We start from the raw sequence: 18,000 nt of genomic DNA on the forward strand, positions 1-18,000 counted from the left end.
CAGCACCCGGCAGATGACGTGGAGCCGCTACGGTCAGTTGCTGGCGTTCACCGACTGCTCGGGCTACCAGACCCGCTATGAATACGACCGCTTCGGCCAGATGACGGCGGTTCACCGCGAGGAAGGTATCAGCCTTTACCGCCACTATGACAACCGTGGCCGGTTAACCTCGGTGAAAGACGCACAGGGCCGTGAAACGCAGTATGAGTACAACGCCGCAGGCGACCTGACTGCCGTTATCACCCCGGACGGCAACCGGAGCGAGACACAGTACGATGCGTGGGGAAAGGCGGTCAGCACCACGCAGGGCGGGCTGACGCGCAGTATGGAGTACGATGCTGCCGGACGTGTCATCAGTCTGACTAACGAGAACGGCAGCCACAGCGACTTCAGCTACGATGCGCTGGACCGGTTGGTACAGCAGGGCGGCTTTGACGGGCGGACGCAGCGTTATCATTATGACCTGACCGGAAAACTCACGCAGAGTGAAGATGAGGGGCTTGTCACCCTCTGGTACTACGATGAATCGGACCGTATCACTCACCGCACGGTGAACGGCGAACCGGCAGAGCAGTGGCAGTATGATGACCACGGCTGGCTGACAGACATCAGCCACCTGAGCGAAGGCCACCGTGTCGCTGTCCACTACGGCTACGACGATAAGGGCCGCCTGACCGGCGAACGGCAGACGGTGGAGAACCCGGAGACGGGGGAACTGCTGTGGCAGCATGAGACAACACACGCCTACAACGAACAGGGGCTGGCAAACCGCGTCACGCCGGACAGCCTGCCGCCGGTGGAGTGGCTGACCTACGGCAGCGGTTATCTGGCGGGCATGAAGCTTGGCGACACGCCGCTGCTGGAGTACACGCGCGACCGCATGCACCGGGAGACGGTGCGCAGCTTTGGCAGCATGGCAGGCAGTAATGCCGCATATAAACTGACCAGCACATACACCCCCGCAGGCCAGTTACAGAGCCAGCACCTGAACAGCCTGGTGTATGACCGTGACTACGGGTGGAATGACAACGGCGACCTGGTGCGCATCAGCGGCCCGCGACAGACGCGGGAATACGGCTACAGCGCCACGGGCAGGCTGGAGAGCGTGCGTACCCTCGCACCGGACCTGGACATCCGCATCCCGTATGCCACCGACCCGGCGGGAAACCGCCTGCCGGACCCGGAGCTGCACCCGGACAGTACCCTCACAGTGTGGCCGGATAACCGCATCGCGAAGGATGCGCACTATGTTTACCACTACGATGAATACGGCAGACTGACGGAGAAGACGGACCGCATCCCGGCGGGTGTGATACGGACGGACGACGAGCGCACCCATCACTACCATTACGACAGCCTGCACCGCCTGGTCCATTACATCCGTATCCAATATGAGGAGCCGCTGGTCGAGAGCCGATACCTTTACGACCCGCTGGGTCGCCGGACAGGGAAACGGGTGTGGCGTCGCGAGCGTGACCTGACGGGATGGATGTCGCTGTCGCGGAAACCGGAGGTGACGTGGTACGGGTGGGACGGCGACCGGCTGACGACGGTACAGACCGACACCACGCGTATCCAGACGGTATATCAGCCGGGGAGCTTCGCGCCGCTCATCCGCATCGAAACAGACAACGGCGAGCGGGAGAAAGCGCAGCGCCGCAGCCTGGCGGAGAAGCTGCAGCAGGAAGGGAGCGAGGACGGGCACGGCGTGGTATTTCCGGCTGAACTGGTGCGGCTGCTGGACAGACTGGAGGAAGAAATCCGGGCAGACCGCGTGAGCAGTGAAAGCCGGGCGTGGCTTGCGCAGTGCGGGCTGACGGTGGAGCAACTGGCCAGACAGGTGGAGCCGGAATACACACCGGCGCGAAAAGCTCATCTTTATCACTGCGACCACCGGGGACTGCCGCTGGCGCTTATCAGCGAAGACGGCAATACGGCGTGGAGCGCGGAATATGATGAATGGGGCAACCAGCTTAATGAGGAGAACCCGCATCATGTGTATCAGCCGTACCGTCTGCCAGGGCAGCAGTATGATGAGGAGTCGGGGCTGTATTATAACCGGAACCGGTACTACAATCCGTTGCTGGGACGATATATTACTCAGGACCCGATTGGGCTGGCGGGGGGATGGAGTCTGTATGCGTATCCGGTGAATGGTATTGATCCATTAGGGTTAAGTCCTGCAGATGTAGCGTTAATGCGAAAAAAAGAACAACTAAACCATCAAAGAGCATGGGATATATTATCTGATACTTATGATGATATGAAGAGATTAAATTTAGGTGGGACTGATCAATTTTTCCATTGTATGGCATTTTGTCGAGTGTCTAAATTAAATGACGCTGGTGTTAGCCGATCGGCGAAAGGGCTGGGTTATGAAAAAGAGATTAGAGATTACGGGTTAAATATGTTCGGTATGTACGGCAGAAAAGTAAAGTTATCCCATTCTGAGATGATTGAAGATAATAAAAAAGACTTGGCTGTAAATGAACATGGGTTGACATGTCCATTAACACAAGATTGCTCAAATAGATGTATTGATTATATTAATCCAGAGCATAAAAAAACGATAAAGGCTTTACAAGATGGTGGCTATCTCAAGTAACATCTCAAAGATGGTAATATTTATTTTTGCTATTATAATCGTTGTTTTTTTATGCGTGACTACTTATCTTTATTTACACAAAGATGAATCTCTTGTAAGTAAGCATTACATAAACTATATGGCAATACCAGAAAATGATGGAGTTTTTACATGGCTCCCAGATTTTTTTCCGCACGTAGCGGTGGATATATCAATATCCACAAATGTAGAAGATGATTATTTTTTTTCTTATTTTTCCCTAACAATCGATGATGGGGGGAGGTTTAAGAAAACATTGACGGTGAGGGCCAGGGAACAAGTGGCGAAAATCGTATCAAAGAATGATCCAGATACAAAAAAAGTGTGGTGTAAATATGGTAAAATACCAGGGCAAGGGGATAGCGTAAATCTTTTTTTTGTTGGTGAAATTAATGTTACGCATTATTTTATAACAAATATTGGAGCTGGATTGCCTGATGCTTGTGCAGAGTAATTGCTTGAATTAAGAGTCTATCCCATATCGAAGTCGTCAACTTCGTAGTGAGGAAAAGTAAAAATCCTGACTGAGAAAAGACATGTCGGCTATTGTGTAAAGCCATATAGCTCAGACGATGAATATCTACTCGTATTCAGTTGTTTATTGAGGGTGAGTTCCGACCCTGAAGCAACAAATAAAATGAACAGTCAGAGAGTTTACATAGAATTGCACTGGTCTTTTACGATATCTGACATTGTGTAATACATATTCAGCCATGCATTAATTAAAATGTTACGTGTTTAATGTGAGTCCCTATCTGAAAATAAATAATCCTTCCGGATTAAAATAAATTCTTGCCGGGAAAGAAAGAGGAAATAAACCATTAGCGGAAAACCAGCGGCACGCCAGGGTGACATGCCCCAGTACGGCGGCCCGATAGTCCAGGGTTCAGCGGGGGTACTGATAGTCGCGCCGACTGCATCGAGAACTCCATACAACTTTTTACGGAACGTCACCTGATAAAATTTGTTCAGTATCGTCTTTTGAGATTCTCAAGGTTATGGAGTAACCAGACAGAACGGACACCACTGTCGGAGATAAAAACCCCCTGTTTACGCAGCTCGTTGCTGGCCCGGTGCTGACCATGTGTCGGGAAAGCGACGGCGTAATCAACAACAGCCTGTTCAGTTGCCTCATCGGTACGGTTCTTAAGGTTAGGAGCGCGGCGACTACGATTAATCTGCGCATCCACACCGCCTTCAGCGACCAGTTCGCGGTAACGATAAAACGTATCACGCGAAACGCCCATGATTTTACAGGCTTTTGATACGTTGCTGAGTTCTTCAGCCAGATTGAGCAAACCGGCTTTGTGTTTGATGACGGGATTGGCAGTATGAAGCATGAGAGTTACCTCTTGTTTTGGATAAGGATTCGACACTCATATCAAAACCGGTAACTCTCAACCTTTCAAGGCCATGTGTCAGATCAAGTCGCGACTAATACAAATACGTCCCTCATTACCGCGCCTTAACCCATTCCGCCACTTCCGCCCACTCACCGCGAAAGACAACTTTTTCCGCTTTTTTCTCAAGCTGATAGCGATACATCGGGTCGTAATATTCTTCAAGTAACGGCACCAGCCAGGCCAGATGACCGTCGGTGCTGCCGGTGGTGAGTTGCGTTGTCAGTGCTGCATCCAGCCTTGCAGCCAGTTCGTTATATCGCTGTAGCCCCAGCCGACGCTTAATAGCCGAAAGTCCGTGATGCAGGTATTCGCAATACTCCTGCCAGCCCTGTTCGTCGCCGTACGCGTGGGTAAAATCATGATGCATACGCAAGAAATACTCTTCGTTCAGGCGCTCAAGACGGATCTCAAACGGATCTTCTACCACCGCAATCGCCGCCTGAGTCATTCGCTCGCGCAGGCATTCCGGCAGGTGATTCGAACCGATCATCCGGCTTTCGTCTTCCAGCACCCACAGGCGCAAATTCTGACGGGCGTCGGTTTTTAGCATTTCGGCAGCCAGCAGGTTTTCAAAACTCGCCTGGCTAAGTTGTGGTTGTAACGTGCGACCAAACGCCGAACCGCGATGACGCGCCAACCCTTCCAGATCAACACCGTTCGGCTGTTGCTGCACTAACAGCGTTTTACCGCTGCCGGTACAACCGCCAATCAGCACTATCGGTTTTTGTGCCAGTTCAATGGTCGCCTGAATCGCGGTCTGGCGCAGTGCCTTATAACCGCCTTCCACCAGCGGATAATCAATCCCCGCTGCATGCAACCAGCTTTGCACAATATGTGAGCGCTGACCGCCACGGGCGCAGCAGAGAATACCTTGCGGATTTTGCAGGCACGCTGCCCGCCAGGCGTCCATGCGCTGCTGACGAATTTCACCCGCCACCAGTTTATGTCCCAATGCCAGCGCCGCGTCTGACCCTTGCTGTTTATAGCAGGTGCCAACGGCGGCGCGTTCATCGTTATTCATTAACGGCAGATTGATAGCGGCGGGCATTGCGCCTTGCTCAAACTCGATAGGGGCGCGAACATCAATAATGGGCGTATCAGCAATCAGCAGGGCACGATAGTCCTGTTCCGTGTGTCTCTCTTGCATAGTTAAAAGTGAACCTCAAATCAGCTTGCGCGCTATTTTACGCGCCAACGCGCAAGGAAACTTGATTTTTAACTGCGTGGGTTGCCGAAAATTTCTAAAAATCCGCTGATTTCCGGCCTGCGCTGGGTAAACAAGGTCACAATATCTTCTACCGCTTTGCCGCTGCCAAATTTGCGCCATGCCAGACTCAATGGCGAAGGAGGGCGCATCGTTGGGATTACCCGGCTGACCAGTTGTTGATTATCGATCATTGACTGGCAAAGTGATTTTGGCAAAAAACCAATGCCAACGCCCGCCAGATGGGCGGCGATTTTCGTTTCCATATCGGGAACAATAATCTCTTTTTGCCCTGGCAATCGCCAGGCGACGCGTTTGGTTAAGGTGCGGGCGCTGTCTTCAATATTGACCGCCGGAAAGCGCCGCAACTGCGCTTCTGTTAGCGGCTCTTCAACGTTCGCCAGCGGATGATCCGCCGCCATGACAAATCGCCATTGCACCGATCCTAAGGGATCAAGACTAAAGGTATTTGCCAGCGCCTCAGTTCCCGTGACGCCGATAGCCAGCGCAAAACCTTCGTACAATAGCGAGTCCCAGACGCCCATATAGATTTGTCGGGAGATGTGAAACTGGGTAAAGGGGTAACGTTCATTCAGCCACGCCAGCAACTGGGCGACGGCCTGGGGGGTGTAGAGCAGGTTGTTGATGACAATATTCACCTGGCGTTCCACGCCATCATTCACCTGTTGCAGCTCGCTTGGCATACTTTCCAGCCAGCTCAGCCAGTCTCTGGCCTGGGAAAGTAGATGCTCGCCAGCCGCTGTCAACGTCACGCTGCGAGTCGTACGGAAAAACAGCGCTACTCCGGTATTCTCTTCCAGAAGTTTAATGCGATAACTGATCGTCGCCGTGGTTTTACATAATCGTTCTGCCGCTTTTGAAAAACTTCCTGTTTCAGCAACCGCAATGAAAGTCCGCAAGGTTTCTGGATCGAACATCTTCAGGTATCCCCTTTTAAATCCGCAAGTTGCGTGATTTTCTTATCCTCTGATTTATCAGTATTTTTACATGATAACCCTGTTCAATTTGTGGACTAAATCTAGTTTTGGAAAAATATTCCAACTTTTGTATTGATGTTGTTCTCTTAAGGTTTTAGATTGCCTGTTATTGAAACCAAGCTGACCGGTCGGCGCTGGTTGAACGGAATTATGTTACAAGGACAAAAAGATGAAACTTCAGGTATTACCGTTAAGTCAGGAAGCCTTTAGTGCTTATGGCGACGTAATCGAAACGCAGCAACGGGATTTTTTCCATATTAACAATGGCCTGGTGGAGCGTTACCACGATTTGGCGCTGGTTGAGATTCTTGAGCAAGACCGTACGCTTATCAGCATTAACCGCGCGCAACCGGCGAATCTGCCGCTGACCATTCACGAACTCGAACGTCATCCGCTGGGTACTCAGGCCTTTATCCCGATGAAAGGTGAGGTGTTTGTGGTGGTCGTGGCGTTAGGTGACGACAAACCAGACCTGTCAACCCTGCGGGCGTTTATTACCAACGGCGAACAGGGAGTGAATTACCATCGTAACGTCTGGCATCACCCACTTTTCGCCTGGCAGCGCGTCACCGATTTTCTGACCATCGATCGCGGCGGCAGTGACAACTGTGATGTTGAAAGTATTCCTGAACAGGAACTCTGTTTTGCGTGACGCCTGCAACCGACTTGCATAAGATAAACTAATTGTTCATTGTTTATGCTCACTTGTAGGTCGGAGTTAACGTAGGTATGACGGAAGTTAGACGGCGCGGCAGGCCAGGACAGGCGGAGCCTGTGGCACAGAAGGGCGCACAGGCATTAGAGCGGGGAATTGCGATTCTGCAATATCTGGAAAAAAGTGGGGGAAGTTCGTCGGTTAGCGATATTTCTCTCAATCTGGATTTGCCGCTCTCCACGACCTTTCGCTTGCTGAAGGTTTTACAGGCAGCGGATTTTGTCTATCAGGACAGTCAGTTAGGCTGGTGGCATATAGGATTAGGTGTCTTTAACGTCGGTGCAGCGTACATCCATAACCGCGATGTCCTCTCCGTCGCCGGGCCGTTTATGCGCCGCCTGATGTTACTTTCCGGCGAAACGGTCAATGTCGCGATCCGTAACGGCAATGAAGCGGTATTAATTGGTCAGTTAGAGTGTAAATCGATGGTCAGGATGTGTGCGCCACTGGGCAGTCGTCTGCCACTGCATGCTTCCGGTGCGGGCAAAGCGCTGCTTTATCCGCTGGCGGAAGAGGAGTTGATGAGCATCATTCTGCAAACCGGTTTGCAGCAGTTTACGCCAACTACGTTTGTGGATATGCCCACCTTGCTGAAGGACCTGGAACAAGCGCGTGAACTGGGCTATACCGTAGATAAAGAAGAGCATGTTGTAGGTCTGAATTGCATAGCTTCAGCAATTTACGATGATGTAGGTAGCGTTGTTGCCGCTATCTCCATCTCCGGGCCTTCATCAAGACTGACAGAAGACCGTTTTGTCAGTCAGGGTGAGCTGGTCAGAGACACCGCCCGCGATATCAGCACGGCGTTGGGACTGAAAGCACATCCATAATGTCTGTCGCATCCCGCTCTGCGGAGCGGGTTTTTTTGACAAAATTTGAAAGTTGGAAAAATTTTCCAATAAATAGAGGTAGGAATAAAATGGCAAAAATGAGAGCCGTTGACGCGGCAATGTATGTGCTGGAGAAAGAAGGTATCACCACCGCCTTCGGTGTTCCGGGAGCTGCAATCAATCCGTTCTACTCAGCGATGCGTAAGCACGGCGGTATTCGTCACATTCTGGCGCGTCATGTGGAAGGTGCTTCGCACATGGCGGAAGGTTATACCCGCGCAACGGCAGGGAATATCGGCGTATGTCTGGGGACTTCCGGTCCTGCGGGCACGGACATGATCACCGCGCTCTATTCTGCTTCTGCTGATTCCATTCCTATTCTGTGCATTACCGGCCAGGCTCCGCGCGCCCGTCTGCATAAAGAAGATTTTCAGGCCGTAGATATTGAAGCAATTGCTAAACCGGTCAGCAAAATGGCGGTTACAGTTCGTGAAGCGGCGCTGGTGCCTCGCGTGCTGCAACAGGCATTTCACCTGATGCGTTCTGGTCGTCCGGGTCCGGTACTGGTGGATTTACCGTTCGACGTTCAGGTTGCGGAAATCGAGTTTGATCCTGACATGTACGAACCGCTGCCGGTCTACAAACCTGCTGCCAGCCGTATGCAGATCGAAAAAGCTGTAGAAATGTTAATCCAGGCCGAACGTCCGGTGATTGTTGCCGGGGGCGGGGTAATCAATGCTGACGCAGCTGCACTGTTACAACAGTTTGCTGAACTGACCAGCGTTCCGGTGATCCCAACGCTGATGGGCTGGGGCTGTATCCCGGACGATCATGAACTGATGGCCGGGATGGTCGGTCTGCAAACCGCGCATCGTTACGGTAACGCAACGCTGCTGGCGTCCGACATGGTGTTTGGTATCGGTAACCGTTTTGCTAACCGTCATACCGGTTCGGTAGAGAAATACACCGAAGGGCGCAAAATCGTTCATATCGATATTGAGCCGACGCAAATTGGCCGCGTGCTGTGTCCGGATCTCGGCATTGTCTCTGATGCTAAAGCGGCGCTGACACTGCTGGTTGAAGTGGCGCAGGAGATGCAAAAAGCGGGTCGTCTGCCGTGTCGTAAAGAATGGGTCGCCGACTGCCAGCAGCGCAAACGCACTTTGCTGCGCAAAACCCACTTCGACAACGTGCCGGTGAAACCGCAGCGCGTGTATGAAGAGATGAACAAAGCCTTTGGTCGCGATGTTTGTTATGTCACCACCATTGGTCTGTCACAAATCGCTGCGGCACAAATGCTGCATGTCTTTAAAGACCGCCACTGGATCAACTGTGGTCAGGCTGGTCCGTTAGGCTGGACGATTCCGGCGGCGCTGGGGGTTTGTGCCGCTGATCCGAAACGCAATGTGGTGGCGATTTCCGGTGACTTCGACTTCCAGTTCCTGATTGAAGAGTTAGCCGTTGGCGCGCAGTTCAACATTCCGTACATCCATGTGCTGGTTAACAACGCCTATCTCGGTCTGATTCGTCAGTCACAACGCGCCTTTGACATGGACTACTGCGTGCAACTCGCTTTCGAGAATATCAACTCCAGCGAAGTGAACGGTTACGGCGTCGACCACGTAAAAGTAGCGGAAGGTTTAGGTTGTAAAGCTATTCGCGTCTTCAAACCGGAAGATATTGCACCGGCCTTTGAACAGGCGAAAGCCTTAATGGCGCAATATCGGGTACCGGTAGTCGTGGAAGTTATTCTCGAGCGTGTGACAAATATTTCGATGGGCAGCGAACTGGATAACGTCATGGAATTTGAAGATATCGCCGATAACGCAGCGGATGCACCGACTGAAACCTGCTTCATGCACTATGAATAAGGGAGATAAATAATGTTACGTTTCTCTGCTAATTTATCGATGTTATTTGGTGAATATGATTTTCTCGCCCGTTTTGAGAAAGCTGCGCAGTGTGGTTTTCGCGGCGTTGAATTTATGTTTCCTTATGACTACGACATTGAAGAATTAAAACAGGTACTGGCGAGTAATAAACTCGAACATACGCTGCACAATTTACCGGCAGGTGACTGGGCGGCGGGCGAGCGGGGTATTGCCTGTATTCCTGGCCGTGAAGAAGAGTTTCGGGATGGCGTAGCAGCAGCGATTCGTTATGCTCGTGCGCTGGGTAATAAAAAAATTAACTGTCTGGTCGGTAAAACGCCGACTGGTTTCAGCAGTGAACAGATTCACGCAACGCTTGTAGAAAACCTGCGTTATGCCGCGAATATGCTGATGAAAGAAGATATTTTATTACTGATTGAACCTATTAACCATTTTGATATTCCTGGTTTCCATCTCACCGGAACTCGGCAGGCGCTGAAATTGATTGATGATGTTGGTTGCTGCAATTTGAAAATTCAGTATGACATTTATCACATGCAGCGGATGGAAGGTGAATTAACCAACACCATGACTCAGTGGGCCGATAAAATTGGTCACCTGCAAATTGCCGATAATCCGCATCGCGGCGAACCGGGGACCGGAGAAATTAATTATGATTATCTCTTTAAGGTAATCGAAAATTCTGACTACAACGGTTGGGTTGGTTGTGAATATAAACCCCAAACCACCACGGAAGCCGGTTTACGCTGGATGGATCCGTACCGTTAAAACGTAACGCTGTTCAGGCAATGCTTTTTTAGGCCGCTAAGTTGGCAGGGGATCGTGTTGTCTGAATCCAGGAAAAGCAAAATTTAAAAGAGGTTAATTATGAAACTGGGATTTATTGGCTTAGGCATTATGGGTACACCGATGGCCATTAATCTGGCGCGTGCCGGTCATCAACTGCATGTCACGACCATTGGACCGGTTGCTGATGAATTACTGTCACTCGGTGCTGTTAATGTCGACACCGCGCGCCAGGTAACGGAAGCAGCGGACATCATTTTTATTATGGTGCCGGACACACCTCAGGTTGAAGAAGTTCTGTTTGGTGAAAATGGTTGTACCAAAGCCTCGCTGAAGGGCAAAACCATTGTTGATATGAGCTCCATTTCACCGATTGAAACTAAACGTTTCGCTCGTCAGGTGAATGAACTGGGTGGTGATTATCTCGATGCGCCAGTCTCCGGCGGTGAAATCGGCGCGCGTGAAGGGACGTTGTCGATTATGGTTGGCGGCGACGAAGCGGTATTTGAACGTGTTAAACCGCTGTTTGAATTGCTCGGTAAAAATATCACCCTCGTGGGCGGTAACGGCGACGGTCAAACCTGCAAAGTGGCAAATCAGATTATCGTGGCGCTCAATATTGAAGCGGTTTCTGAAGCCCTGCTATTTGCTTCAAAAGCCGGTGCGGACCCGGTACGTGTGCGCCAGGCGCTGATGGGCGGCTTTGCTTCCTCACGTATTCTGGAAGTTCATGGCGAGCGTATGATTAAACGCACCTTTAATCCAGGTTTCAAAATTGCGCTGCACCAGAAAGATCTCAACCTGGCACTGCAAAGTGCGAAGGCACTGGCGCTGAACCTGCCAAACACCGCGACCTGCCAGGAGTTATTTAATACCTGTGCGGCAAACGGTGGCAGCCAGTTGGATCACTCTGCGTTAGTGCAGGCGCTGGAATTAATGGCGAATCATAAACTGGCCTGATACCCGCAATAAAAATGGCCGATATCAGAAAATGAATCGGCCAGCAATATTAAAAAAGAAAGCAGCCAAAGATGTTGCTTCAGTATTAAAAATAATATTTTTATTTTATTTGTTCCTCATAGCTAGATTAAAACAACGTTATTCGATACGTGAAATTAAGAGGGATTTATGGAACATCAGAGAAAACTATTCCAGCAACGCGGCTATAGCGAAGATCTATTGCCGAAAACGCAAAGCCAGCGGACCTGGAAAACATTTAACTATTTTACCTTATGGATGGGTTCGGTTCATAACGTTCCCAATTATGTGATGGTCGGCGGCTTTTTTATTCTCGGCTTGTCTACCTTTAGTATTATGCTGGCAATTATCCTCAGCGCCTTTTTCATTGCCGCGGTAATGGTATTAAACGGTGCTGCGGGCAGTAAATACGGCGTACCGTTTGCCATGATCCTGCGTGCTTCTTACGGCGTACGTGGCGCACTGTTTCCCGGATTATTAAGAGGCGGTATTGCTGCCATTATGTGGTTTGGCCTGCAATGTTACGCAGGGTCACTGGCCTGCTTGATTCTGATTGGCAAAATCTGGCCGGGATTTTTGACTCTCGGTGGTGATTTCACTCTGTTAGGCCTTTCTCTACCGGGCTTAATTACTTTCTTACTCTTCTGGCTGGTCAACGTTGGTATAGGTTTTGGCGGTGGCAAAGTTTTAAATAAATTCACTGCCATTCTTAACCCGTGCATCTATATCGTTTTCGGCGGTATGGCGATTTGGGCGATTTCGCTGGTCGGGCTCGGTCCAATCTTTGACTACATTCCGAGCGGTATTCAGAAAGCAGAAAACAGTGGATTCTTGTTCCTGGTGGTGATTAACGCGGTAGTTGCGGTCTGGGCGGCACCGGCGGTGAGCGCATCCGACTTTACGCAAAACGCCCACTCGTTTCGTGAGCAAGCGCTGGGGCAAACGCTGGGTTTAGTTGTGGCCTATATTCTGTTTGCGGTCGCGGGGGTATGTATTATTGCCGGAGCCAGTATTCATTACGGCGCTGACACCTGGAACGTGCTGGATATTGTTCAGCGTTGGGACAGCTTGTTCGCCTCGTTCTTTGCGGTACTGGTTATTCTGATGACGACTATCTCCACTAACGCCACCGGTAATATTATTCCGGCCGGTTATCAGATTGCTGCCATTGCACCGACAAAACTGACCTATAAAAACGGCGTACTGATTGCCAGTATTATCAGTCTGCTGATCTGCCCGTGGAAATTAATGGAAAATCAGGACAGTATTTATCTGTTCCTCGATATTATCGGCGGAATGCTGGGGCCGGTAATTGGTGTCATGATGGCGCATTATTTTGTGGTGATGCGTGGGCAAATTAATCTTGATGAACTGTACACCGCACCTGGCGATTATAAATATTACGATAACGGTTTTAACCTCACCGCGTTTTCAGTAACTCTGGTGGCCGTTATTTTATCTCTTGGCGGTAAGTTTATTCCCTTAATGGAACCGTTATCGCGTGTTTCATGGTTTGTCGGCGTCATCGTCGCCTTTGCGGCCTACGCCTTATTAAAGAAACGTACAACAGCAGAAAAAACAGGAGAGCAAAAAACCATAGGTTAATTAATCCCGATATTGAACATTGAGTTAAAAACCAATCTGTATTTTACAAGGAGTTTGTTATGTCTTTTGATTTAATCATTAAAAACGGCACCGTTATTTTAGAAAACGAAGCTCGCGTTGTAGATATCGCCGTTAAAGGCGGCAAAATTGCTGCTATCGGTCAGGATCTGGGCGATGCAAAAGAAGTTATGGATGCGTCTGGTCTGGTGGTTTCGCCGGGCATGGTTGATGCGCACACCCATATTTCTGAACCGGGTCGTAGCCACTGGGAAGGTTATGAAACCGGTACTCGCGCAGCGGCAAAAGGTGGTATCACCACCATGATCGAAATGCCGCTCAACCAGCTGCCTGCAACGGTTGACCGCGCTTCAATTGAACTGAAGTTCGATGCCGCTAAAGGCAAGCTGACTATCGATGCGGCACAACTCGGTGGCCTGGTGTCTTACAACATCGACCGTCTGCATGAGCTGGATGAAGTGGGCGTTGTCGGCTTCAAATGCTTCGTTGCGACCTGTGGCGATCGCGGTATCGACAACGACTTCCGTGATGTAAACGACTGGCAGTTCTTCAAAGGTGCGCAGAAGCTGGGCGAACTGGGGCAGCCGGTGCTGGTGCACTGCGAAAACGCGCTGATCTGTGACGCACTGGGCGAAGAAGCGAAACGTGAAGGTCGCGTAACTGCCCATGACTATGTGGCTTCGCGTCCGGTATTTACCGAAGTGGAAGCGATTCGCCGCGTGCTGTATCTGGCGAAAGTTGCCGGTTGCCGTCTGCACGTTTGCCATATCAGCAGCCCGGAAGGCGTTGAAGAAGTGACTCGTGCACGTCAGGAAGGTCAGGACGTTACTTGTGAATCCTGCCCGCATTACTTTGTACTGGATACCGATCAGTTCGAAGAAATCGGTACTCTGGCGAAGTGTTCACCGCCGATCCGCGATCTGGAAAACCAGAAAGGCATGTGGGAAAAACTGTTTAACGGTGAAATCGACTGCCTGGTTTCCGACCACTCACCATGCCCTCCGGAAATGAAAGCCGGCAACATCATGGAAGCATGGGGCGGTATTGCCGGTCTGCAAAACTGTATGGACGTGATGTTCGATGAAGCGGTACAGAAACGCGGAATGTCTCTGCCAATGTTCGGCAAATTAATGGCGACTAACGCAGCAGATATTTTCGGTCTGCAGCAAAAAGGCCGTATCGCCCCAGGAAAAGATGCCGACTTCGTCTTCATTCAGCCGAATAGCAGCTATGTTCTTACCAATGACGATCTGGAATATCGCCACAAAGTCAGCCCGTATGTTGGCCGTACCATTGGCGCGCGTATCACGAAAACCATCTTACGTGGTGATGTGATTTACGACATTGAACAGGGCTTCCCTGTTGCGCCGAAAGGTCAATTTATCCTTAAACATCAGCAGTAATCTGGCCCCTGCAATGCCCGTCCTTGCGGCGGGCATTCTCCGGTTAAGGTGTGTTTATGTTCAATTTTGCAGTCAGCCGCGAAAGCCTGTTATCAGGATTTCAGTGGTTTTTCTTTATTTTTTGCAACACGGTTGTGGTTCCTCCTACGCTACTTTCTGCTTTTCAGTTGCCGCAAAGTAGCCTGCTTACGCTCACGCAATATGCTTTTCTTGCTACCGCACTGGCCTGCTTCGCTCAGGCGTTCTGTGGCCATCGTCGCGCTATTATGGAAGGGCCGGGGGGCCTGTGGTGGGGAACCATCCTAACTATCACCCTTGGCGAAGCATCGCGCGGGACACCGATCAACGATATCGCCACCAGCCTGGCGGTGGGGATTGCACTCTCCGGCGTGCTGACGATGTTGATTGGTTTTAGCGGATTAGGTCATCGCCTGGCGCGGTTATTTACGCCGTCGGTGATGGTCTTGTTTATGTTGATGCTGGGCGCGCAGCTGACCACTATCTTTTTCAAAGGTATGCTCGGGCTGCCGTTTGGCATAGCCGACCCAAATTTTAAAATTCAGTTACCGCCGTTCGCGCTCTCGGTGGCGGTGATGTGCCTGGTACTGGCGATGATTATCTTTCTGCCGCAACGTTTTGCCCGTTATGGCCTGCTGGTCGGTACGATAACCGGCTGGTTGTTGTGGTACTTTTGCTTTCCTTCTTCGCATTCGCTCTCCGGTGAGTTGTACTGGCAGTGGTTCCCGCTCGGCAGTGGCGGTGCTTTGTCTCCGGGGATTATTCTGACGGCGGTGATTACAGGTCTGGTGAATATCAGCAATACCTACGGTGCGATTCGGGGCACGGATGTTTTTTATCCGCAGCAGGGCGCGGGGAATACGCGTTATCGTCGTAGCTTTGTGGCGACCGGATTTATGACGCTGATAACCGTACCGCTGGCGGTAATTCCATTTTCACCGTTTGTTTCATCCATTGGTTTATTAACCCAGACTGGCGATTACACGCGGCGTTCGTTTATTTATGGCAGCGTTATTTGCCTGCTGGTGGCGCTGGTTCCTGCACTCACGCGACTGTTTTGCAGTATCCCTTTACCCGTGAGTAGTGCGGTCATGCTGGTTTCTTATCTGCCTTTACTCTTTTCCGCGCTGGTGTTTAGCCAGCAAATAACGTTTACCGCTCGCAACATTTATCGACTCGCATTGCCGTTATTTGTCGGCATATTTTTAATGGCATTACCGCCTGTGTATCTGCAAGACCTTCCATTAACGCTTCGTCCTCTGCTCAGTAACGGCTTATTGGTCGGGATTTTACTGGCTGTTCTTATGGATAACCTTATTCCGTGGGAACGCATCGAATAATTTGTTGAAAAAGGATTGATAATGAAGATTGTCATTGCGCCAGACTCTTTTAAAGAGAGCTTAAGTGCAGAAAAATGTTGTCAGGCAATTAAAGCCGGGTTTTCGACCCTCTTTCCCGATGTGAACTATATCTGTTTGCCGATAGCGGATGGCGGCGAAGGGACGGTGGATGCGATGGTCGCCGCGACGGGCGGCAACATCGTGACGCTTGAAGTCTGCGGGCCGATGGGCGAAAAAGTGAATGCTTTTTATGGCCTTACCGGCGACGGGAAAACGGCGGTGATTGAGATGGCGGCAGCAAGTGGCCTGATGCTGGTCGCGCCTGAAAAGCGTAATCCGTTGCTGGCCTCCAGTTTTGGTACGGGGGAGTTAATTCGTCATGCGCTGGATAACGGCATTCGCCATATTATTCTCGGCATTGGCGGCAGTGCGACGGTCGACGGCGGTATGGGCATGGCGCAGGCGCTCGGTGTGCGTTTCCTTGATGCCGACGGTCAGGCGCTGGCGGCAAACGGTGGTAATTTAGCGCGCGTGGCAAGCATTGAGATGGATGAATGCGATCCGCGTCTGGCGAATTGCCATATTGAAGTAGCATGTGACGTTGATAACCCGCTGGTAGGGGCACGCGGCGCGGCGGCGGTGTTTGGCCCGCAAAAAGGGGCAACGCCGGAAATGGTCGAAGAGCTGGAACAGGGGCTGCAAAATTACGCCCGTGTTTTACAACAGCAAACTGAAATTAATGTCTGTCAGATGGCGGGCGGCGGCGCTGCGGGCGGTATGGGTATTGCGGCGGCGGTATTTCTCAATGCGGATATTAAACCGGGTATTGAGATTGTACTGCGTGCGGTCAACCTGGAGCAGGCGGTGCAGGGGGCAGCACTGGTGATCACCGGGGAAGGGCGCATTGACTCGCAAACGGCAGGCGGTAAAGCGCCGCTGGGCGTTGCGTCGGTGGCGAAGCAGTTTAATGTACCGGTGATTGGGATTGCTGGCGTATTGGGTGATGGCGTGGAAGTGGTGCACCAGTACGGCATTGACGCGGTATTCAGCATTTTGCCTCGTCTGGCACCTTTAGCCGAAGTGCTCGCCAGCGGTGAAACCAATCTCTTCAACAGCGCGCGAAATATTGCCTGCGCCATTAAAATAGGTCAGGGAATTAAAAACTGACCCTTACCTTTAAAGCGGATGCGATTTATTTCGTATAAGAGCGCAGTGCTCATGCCGGATGCTGCATGAGCACTATATCCTTCCTGAAAATCGCGCAAATTCTATATATTGCAGAGATCATGTAGGCCTGATAAGCGAAGCGCATCAGGCAATGTTACAAAAAAAGCCACGGTATAAACCGTGGCAAAATCCAACATAGCTAAAAATAATCAGGCGAGTGGTATGACTTAAATCTCTACGTCGCGGTTGCAATCTTTCGAGTAAATATAGCTGAACGCTTCACCACGCCCTACGCCATAACCAGCCTGTAAAGAATAAGCGCCCATAAAGATGTAATCGCCTTTTTTCACCGGGATCCAGTTATTGTCGAGGTTATAAACCCCCTGACCGGAAAGAATATAGGCACCGTGTTCCTGAACGTGTGTTTCGATATAACCATGGCTGGCACCTGGTGCAAAAGAGAGGATATGCATGTTCATATCAAAACCTAACTCTTTGGGCAGAAAATCCAGCAGGATCACATCATCCATGCCTTCATAATGAATGCGTTCCAGTTCGCTGGCATTGCCAGAAACCAGCCACGGTGCATGGCCTTCTACCGGAACATAGCGGCGCTTATATAAAAAGATTTGGCTGTCTTTGGCCTGGGCGTTAACAAACGTCATTAAGGAGCCTGGCGGGCAATAAAGATAGCCACCTTCGCTTAAGGCAAATGTTTTGCCTTCGGCTTTGGCAGTGATATTTCCAGAGATCACATACAGGAACGTTTCAATGCCTTCGCCACCGAAGCCCTGTTGGTTGCCACCGTTTTGATGCAGTGTGACCAGATAATCAACAAAAGAGGCACCCAGCTTTGGCGTAGAGAGGATTGTCGCGTCACAATTTTCAAAGCCCGGAATAATATTTTTTACCAGACCGTCTGGTGTTAACAGTGCGAAATTACCGTGTTTCACAATCGCACGGTTAGCCAGTAAATCATCGCGGTAACCGGTGACGTTATTTAAATATCCCATTTATGAC

General features: G+C 50.7%; 14 protein-coding genes and 2 pseudogenes. 12 read left to right on the forward strand and 4 right to left on the reverse strand.

Annotated elements, in window-relative coordinates:
• From ACJHW7_RS16135 to ACJHW7_RS16145, 3 genes and pseudogenes are all read left to right on the forward strand, one after another.
• The coding region (locus tag ACJHW7_RS16135; RefSeq protein WP_410233566.1) for an RHS repeat-associated core domain-containing protein at nucleotides 1-2,605 on the forward strand (2,605 nt) is incomplete at its 5' end.
• Nucleotides 2,586-3,077 carry a hypothetical protein gene (locus tag ACJHW7_RS16140; protein WP_072847846.1) on the forward strand — a complete coding sequence of 164 codons (492 nt, stop codon included), beginning with the start codon at nucleotides 2,586-2,588 and terminating at the stop codon, nucleotides 3,075-3,077. The genes ACJHW7_RS16135 and ACJHW7_RS16140, both read left to right, overlap by 20 nt.
• Before the next feature lie 366 nt (nucleotides 3,078-3,443).
• Nucleotides 3,444-3,539: pseudogene (locus ACJHW7_RS16145) on the forward strand (hypothetical protein); the annotation flags it as partial.
• Nucleotides 3,540-3,597: 58 nt separating this feature from the next.
• Here the strand turns inward: ACJHW7_RS16145 and ACJHW7_RS16150 are convergent.
• The 3 genes and pseudogenes from ACJHW7_RS16150 to allS all read right to left on the reverse strand — a co-directional run.
• Nucleotides 3,598-3,963 (reverse strand): annotated as a pseudogene (locus ACJHW7_RS16150) (helix-turn-helix domain-containing protein); the annotation flags it as partial.
• Between the two features lie 115 nt (nucleotides 3,964-4,078).
• The gene (gene mnmH / locus ACJHW7_RS16155; RefSeq protein ID WP_001157988.1) at nucleotides 4,079-5,173 is read right to left on the reverse strand and encodes a tRNA 2-selenouridine(34) synthase MnmH; all 1,095 of its coding nucleotides are present in this window, start codon (nucleotides 5,171-5,173) and stop codon (nucleotides 4,079-4,081) included.
• 68 nt (nucleotides 5,174-5,241) lie between these two features.
• On the reverse strand, nucleotides 5,242-6,168 hold the full coding sequence (allS, locus tag ACJHW7_RS16160; protein ID WP_000460154.1) for an HTH-type transcriptional activator AllS: 927 nt from the start codon (nucleotides 6,166-6,168) through the stop codon (nucleotides 5,242-5,244).
• A 229-nt stretch (nucleotides 6,169-6,397) separates the two neighbouring features.
• Between allS and allA the strand changes: the two genes are divergently transcribed.
• From allA to glxK, 9 genes are all read left to right on the forward strand, one after another.
• A complete protein-coding gene (gene allA, locus ACJHW7_RS16165) occupies nucleotides 6,398-6,880 on the forward strand; it encodes an ureidoglycolate lyase (protein ID WP_000776388.1) in 483 nt (160 codons plus the stop codon).
• Between the two features lie 77 nt (nucleotides 6,881-6,957).
• Nucleotides 6,958-7,773, forward strand: a complete 816-nt coding sequence (gene allR / locus ACJHW7_RS16170; protein WP_000141271.1) for an HTH-type transcriptional repressor AllR — start codon at nucleotides 6,958-6,960, stop codon at nucleotides 7,771-7,773.
• Nucleotides 7,774-7,862: 89 nt separating this feature from the next.
• On the forward strand, nucleotides 7,863-9,644 hold the full coding sequence (gene gcl / locus ACJHW7_RS16175; RefSeq protein ID WP_001096881.1) for a glyoxylate carboligase: 1,782 nt from the start codon (nucleotides 7,863-7,865) through the stop codon (nucleotides 9,642-9,644).
• A gap of 12 nt (nucleotides 9,645-9,656) precedes the next feature.
• Nucleotides 9,657-10,433, forward strand: a complete 777-nt coding sequence (gene hyi / locus ACJHW7_RS16180; protein WP_000943564.1) for a hydroxypyruvate isomerase — start codon at nucleotides 9,657-9,659, stop codon at nucleotides 10,431-10,433.
• A 99-nt stretch (nucleotides 10,434-10,532) separates the two neighbouring features.
• Nucleotides 10,533-11,411 (forward strand): 2-hydroxy-3-oxopropionate reductase, encoded by an 879-nt coding sequence (glxR, locus tag ACJHW7_RS16185; RefSeq protein WP_000765822.1) that lies wholly within the window; start codon nucleotides 10,533-10,535, stop codon nucleotides 11,409-11,411.
• A gap of 168 nt (nucleotides 11,412-11,579) precedes the next feature.
• A complete protein-coding gene (locus ACJHW7_RS16190) occupies nucleotides 11,580-13,034 on the forward strand; it encodes an allantoin transporter (RefSeq protein WP_000401142.1) in 1,455 nt (484 codons plus the stop codon).
• 59 nt (nucleotides 13,035-13,093) lie between these two features.
• Entirely contained in the window at nucleotides 13,094-14,455 is a 1,362-nt protein-coding gene (allB, locus tag ACJHW7_RS16195; protein WP_000006887.1) for an allantoinase AllB, read from the forward strand.
• A gap of 56 nt (nucleotides 14,456-14,511) precedes the next feature.
• A complete protein-coding gene (locus tag ACJHW7_RS16200; protein WP_021556566.1) occupies nucleotides 14,512-15,813 on the forward strand; it encodes a uracil/xanthine transporter in 1,302 nt (433 codons plus the stop codon).
• A 21-nt stretch (nucleotides 15,814-15,834) separates the two neighbouring features.
• Nucleotides 15,835-16,980 (forward strand): glycerate 3-kinase, encoded by a 1,146-nt coding sequence (glxK, locus tag ACJHW7_RS16205; RefSeq protein WP_021556567.1) that lies wholly within the window; start codon nucleotides 15,835-15,837, stop codon nucleotides 16,978-16,980.
• A gap of 227 nt (nucleotides 16,981-17,207) precedes the next feature.
• Here the strand turns inward: glxK and allE are convergent, their stop codons facing one another.
• On the reverse strand, nucleotides 17,208-17,993 hold the full coding sequence (allE, locus tag ACJHW7_RS16210) for a (S)-ureidoglycine aminohydrolase (protein WP_000540950.1): 786 nt from the start codon (nucleotides 17,991-17,993) through the stop codon (nucleotides 17,208-17,210).
• Between the last annotated feature and the right edge of the window lie 7 nt (nucleotides 17,994-18,000).

The organism is Escherichia sp. WS1152, from assembly GCF_046487665.1.
Classification (GTDB): domain Bacteria; phylum Pseudomonadota; class Gammaproteobacteria; order Enterobacterales; family Enterobacteriaceae; genus Escherichia; species Escherichia coli.

Excerpts from the sequence above, each read along its gene's own strand:
- ACJHW7_RS16140 (WP_072847846.1), top strand. The coding sequence starts at position 2,586 with ATGGTGGCTATCTCAAGTAACATCTCAAAGATGGTAATATTTATTTTT.
- mnmH (WP_001157988.1), bottom strand. The coding sequence starts at position 5,173 with ATGCAAGAGAGACACACGGAACAGGACTATCGTGCCCTGCTGATTGCT.
- allS (WP_000460154.1), bottom strand. The coding sequence starts at position 6,168 with ATGTTCGATCCAGAAACCTTGCGGACTTTCATTGCGGTTGCTGAAACA.
- allA (WP_000776388.1), top strand. The coding sequence starts at position 6,398 with ATGAAACTTCAGGTATTACCGTTAAGTCAGGAAGCCTTTAGTGCTTAT.
- allR (WP_000141271.1), top strand. The coding sequence starts at position 6,958 with ATGACGGAAGTTAGACGGCGCGGCAGGCCAGGACAGGCGGAGCCTGTG.
- gcl (WP_001096881.1), top strand. The coding sequence starts at position 7,863 with ATGGCAAAAATGAGAGCCGTTGACGCGGCAATGTATGTGCTGGAGAAA.
- hyi (WP_000943564.1), top strand. The coding sequence starts at position 9,657 with ATGTTACGTTTCTCTGCTAATTTATCGATGTTATTTGGTGAATATGAT.
- glxR (WP_000765822.1), top strand. The coding sequence starts at position 10,533 with ATGAAACTGGGATTTATTGGCTTAGGCATTATGGGTACACCGATGGCC.
- ACJHW7_RS16190 (WP_000401142.1), top strand. The coding sequence starts at position 11,580 with ATGGAACATCAGAGAAAACTATTCCAGCAACGCGGCTATAGCGAAGAT.
- allB (WP_000006887.1), top strand. The coding sequence starts at position 13,094 with ATGTCTTTTGATTTAATCATTAAAAACGGCACCGTTATTTTAGAAAAC.
- ACJHW7_RS16200 (WP_021556566.1), top strand. The coding sequence starts at position 14,512 with ATGTTCAATTTTGCAGTCAGCCGCGAAAGCCTGTTATCAGGATTTCAG.
- glxK (WP_021556567.1), top strand. The coding sequence starts at position 15,835 with ATGAAGATTGTCATTGCGCCAGACTCTTTTAAAGAGAGCTTAAGTGCA.
- allE (WP_000540950.1), bottom strand. The coding sequence starts at position 17,993 with ATGGGATATTTAAATAACGTCACCGGTTACCGCGATGATTTACTGGCT.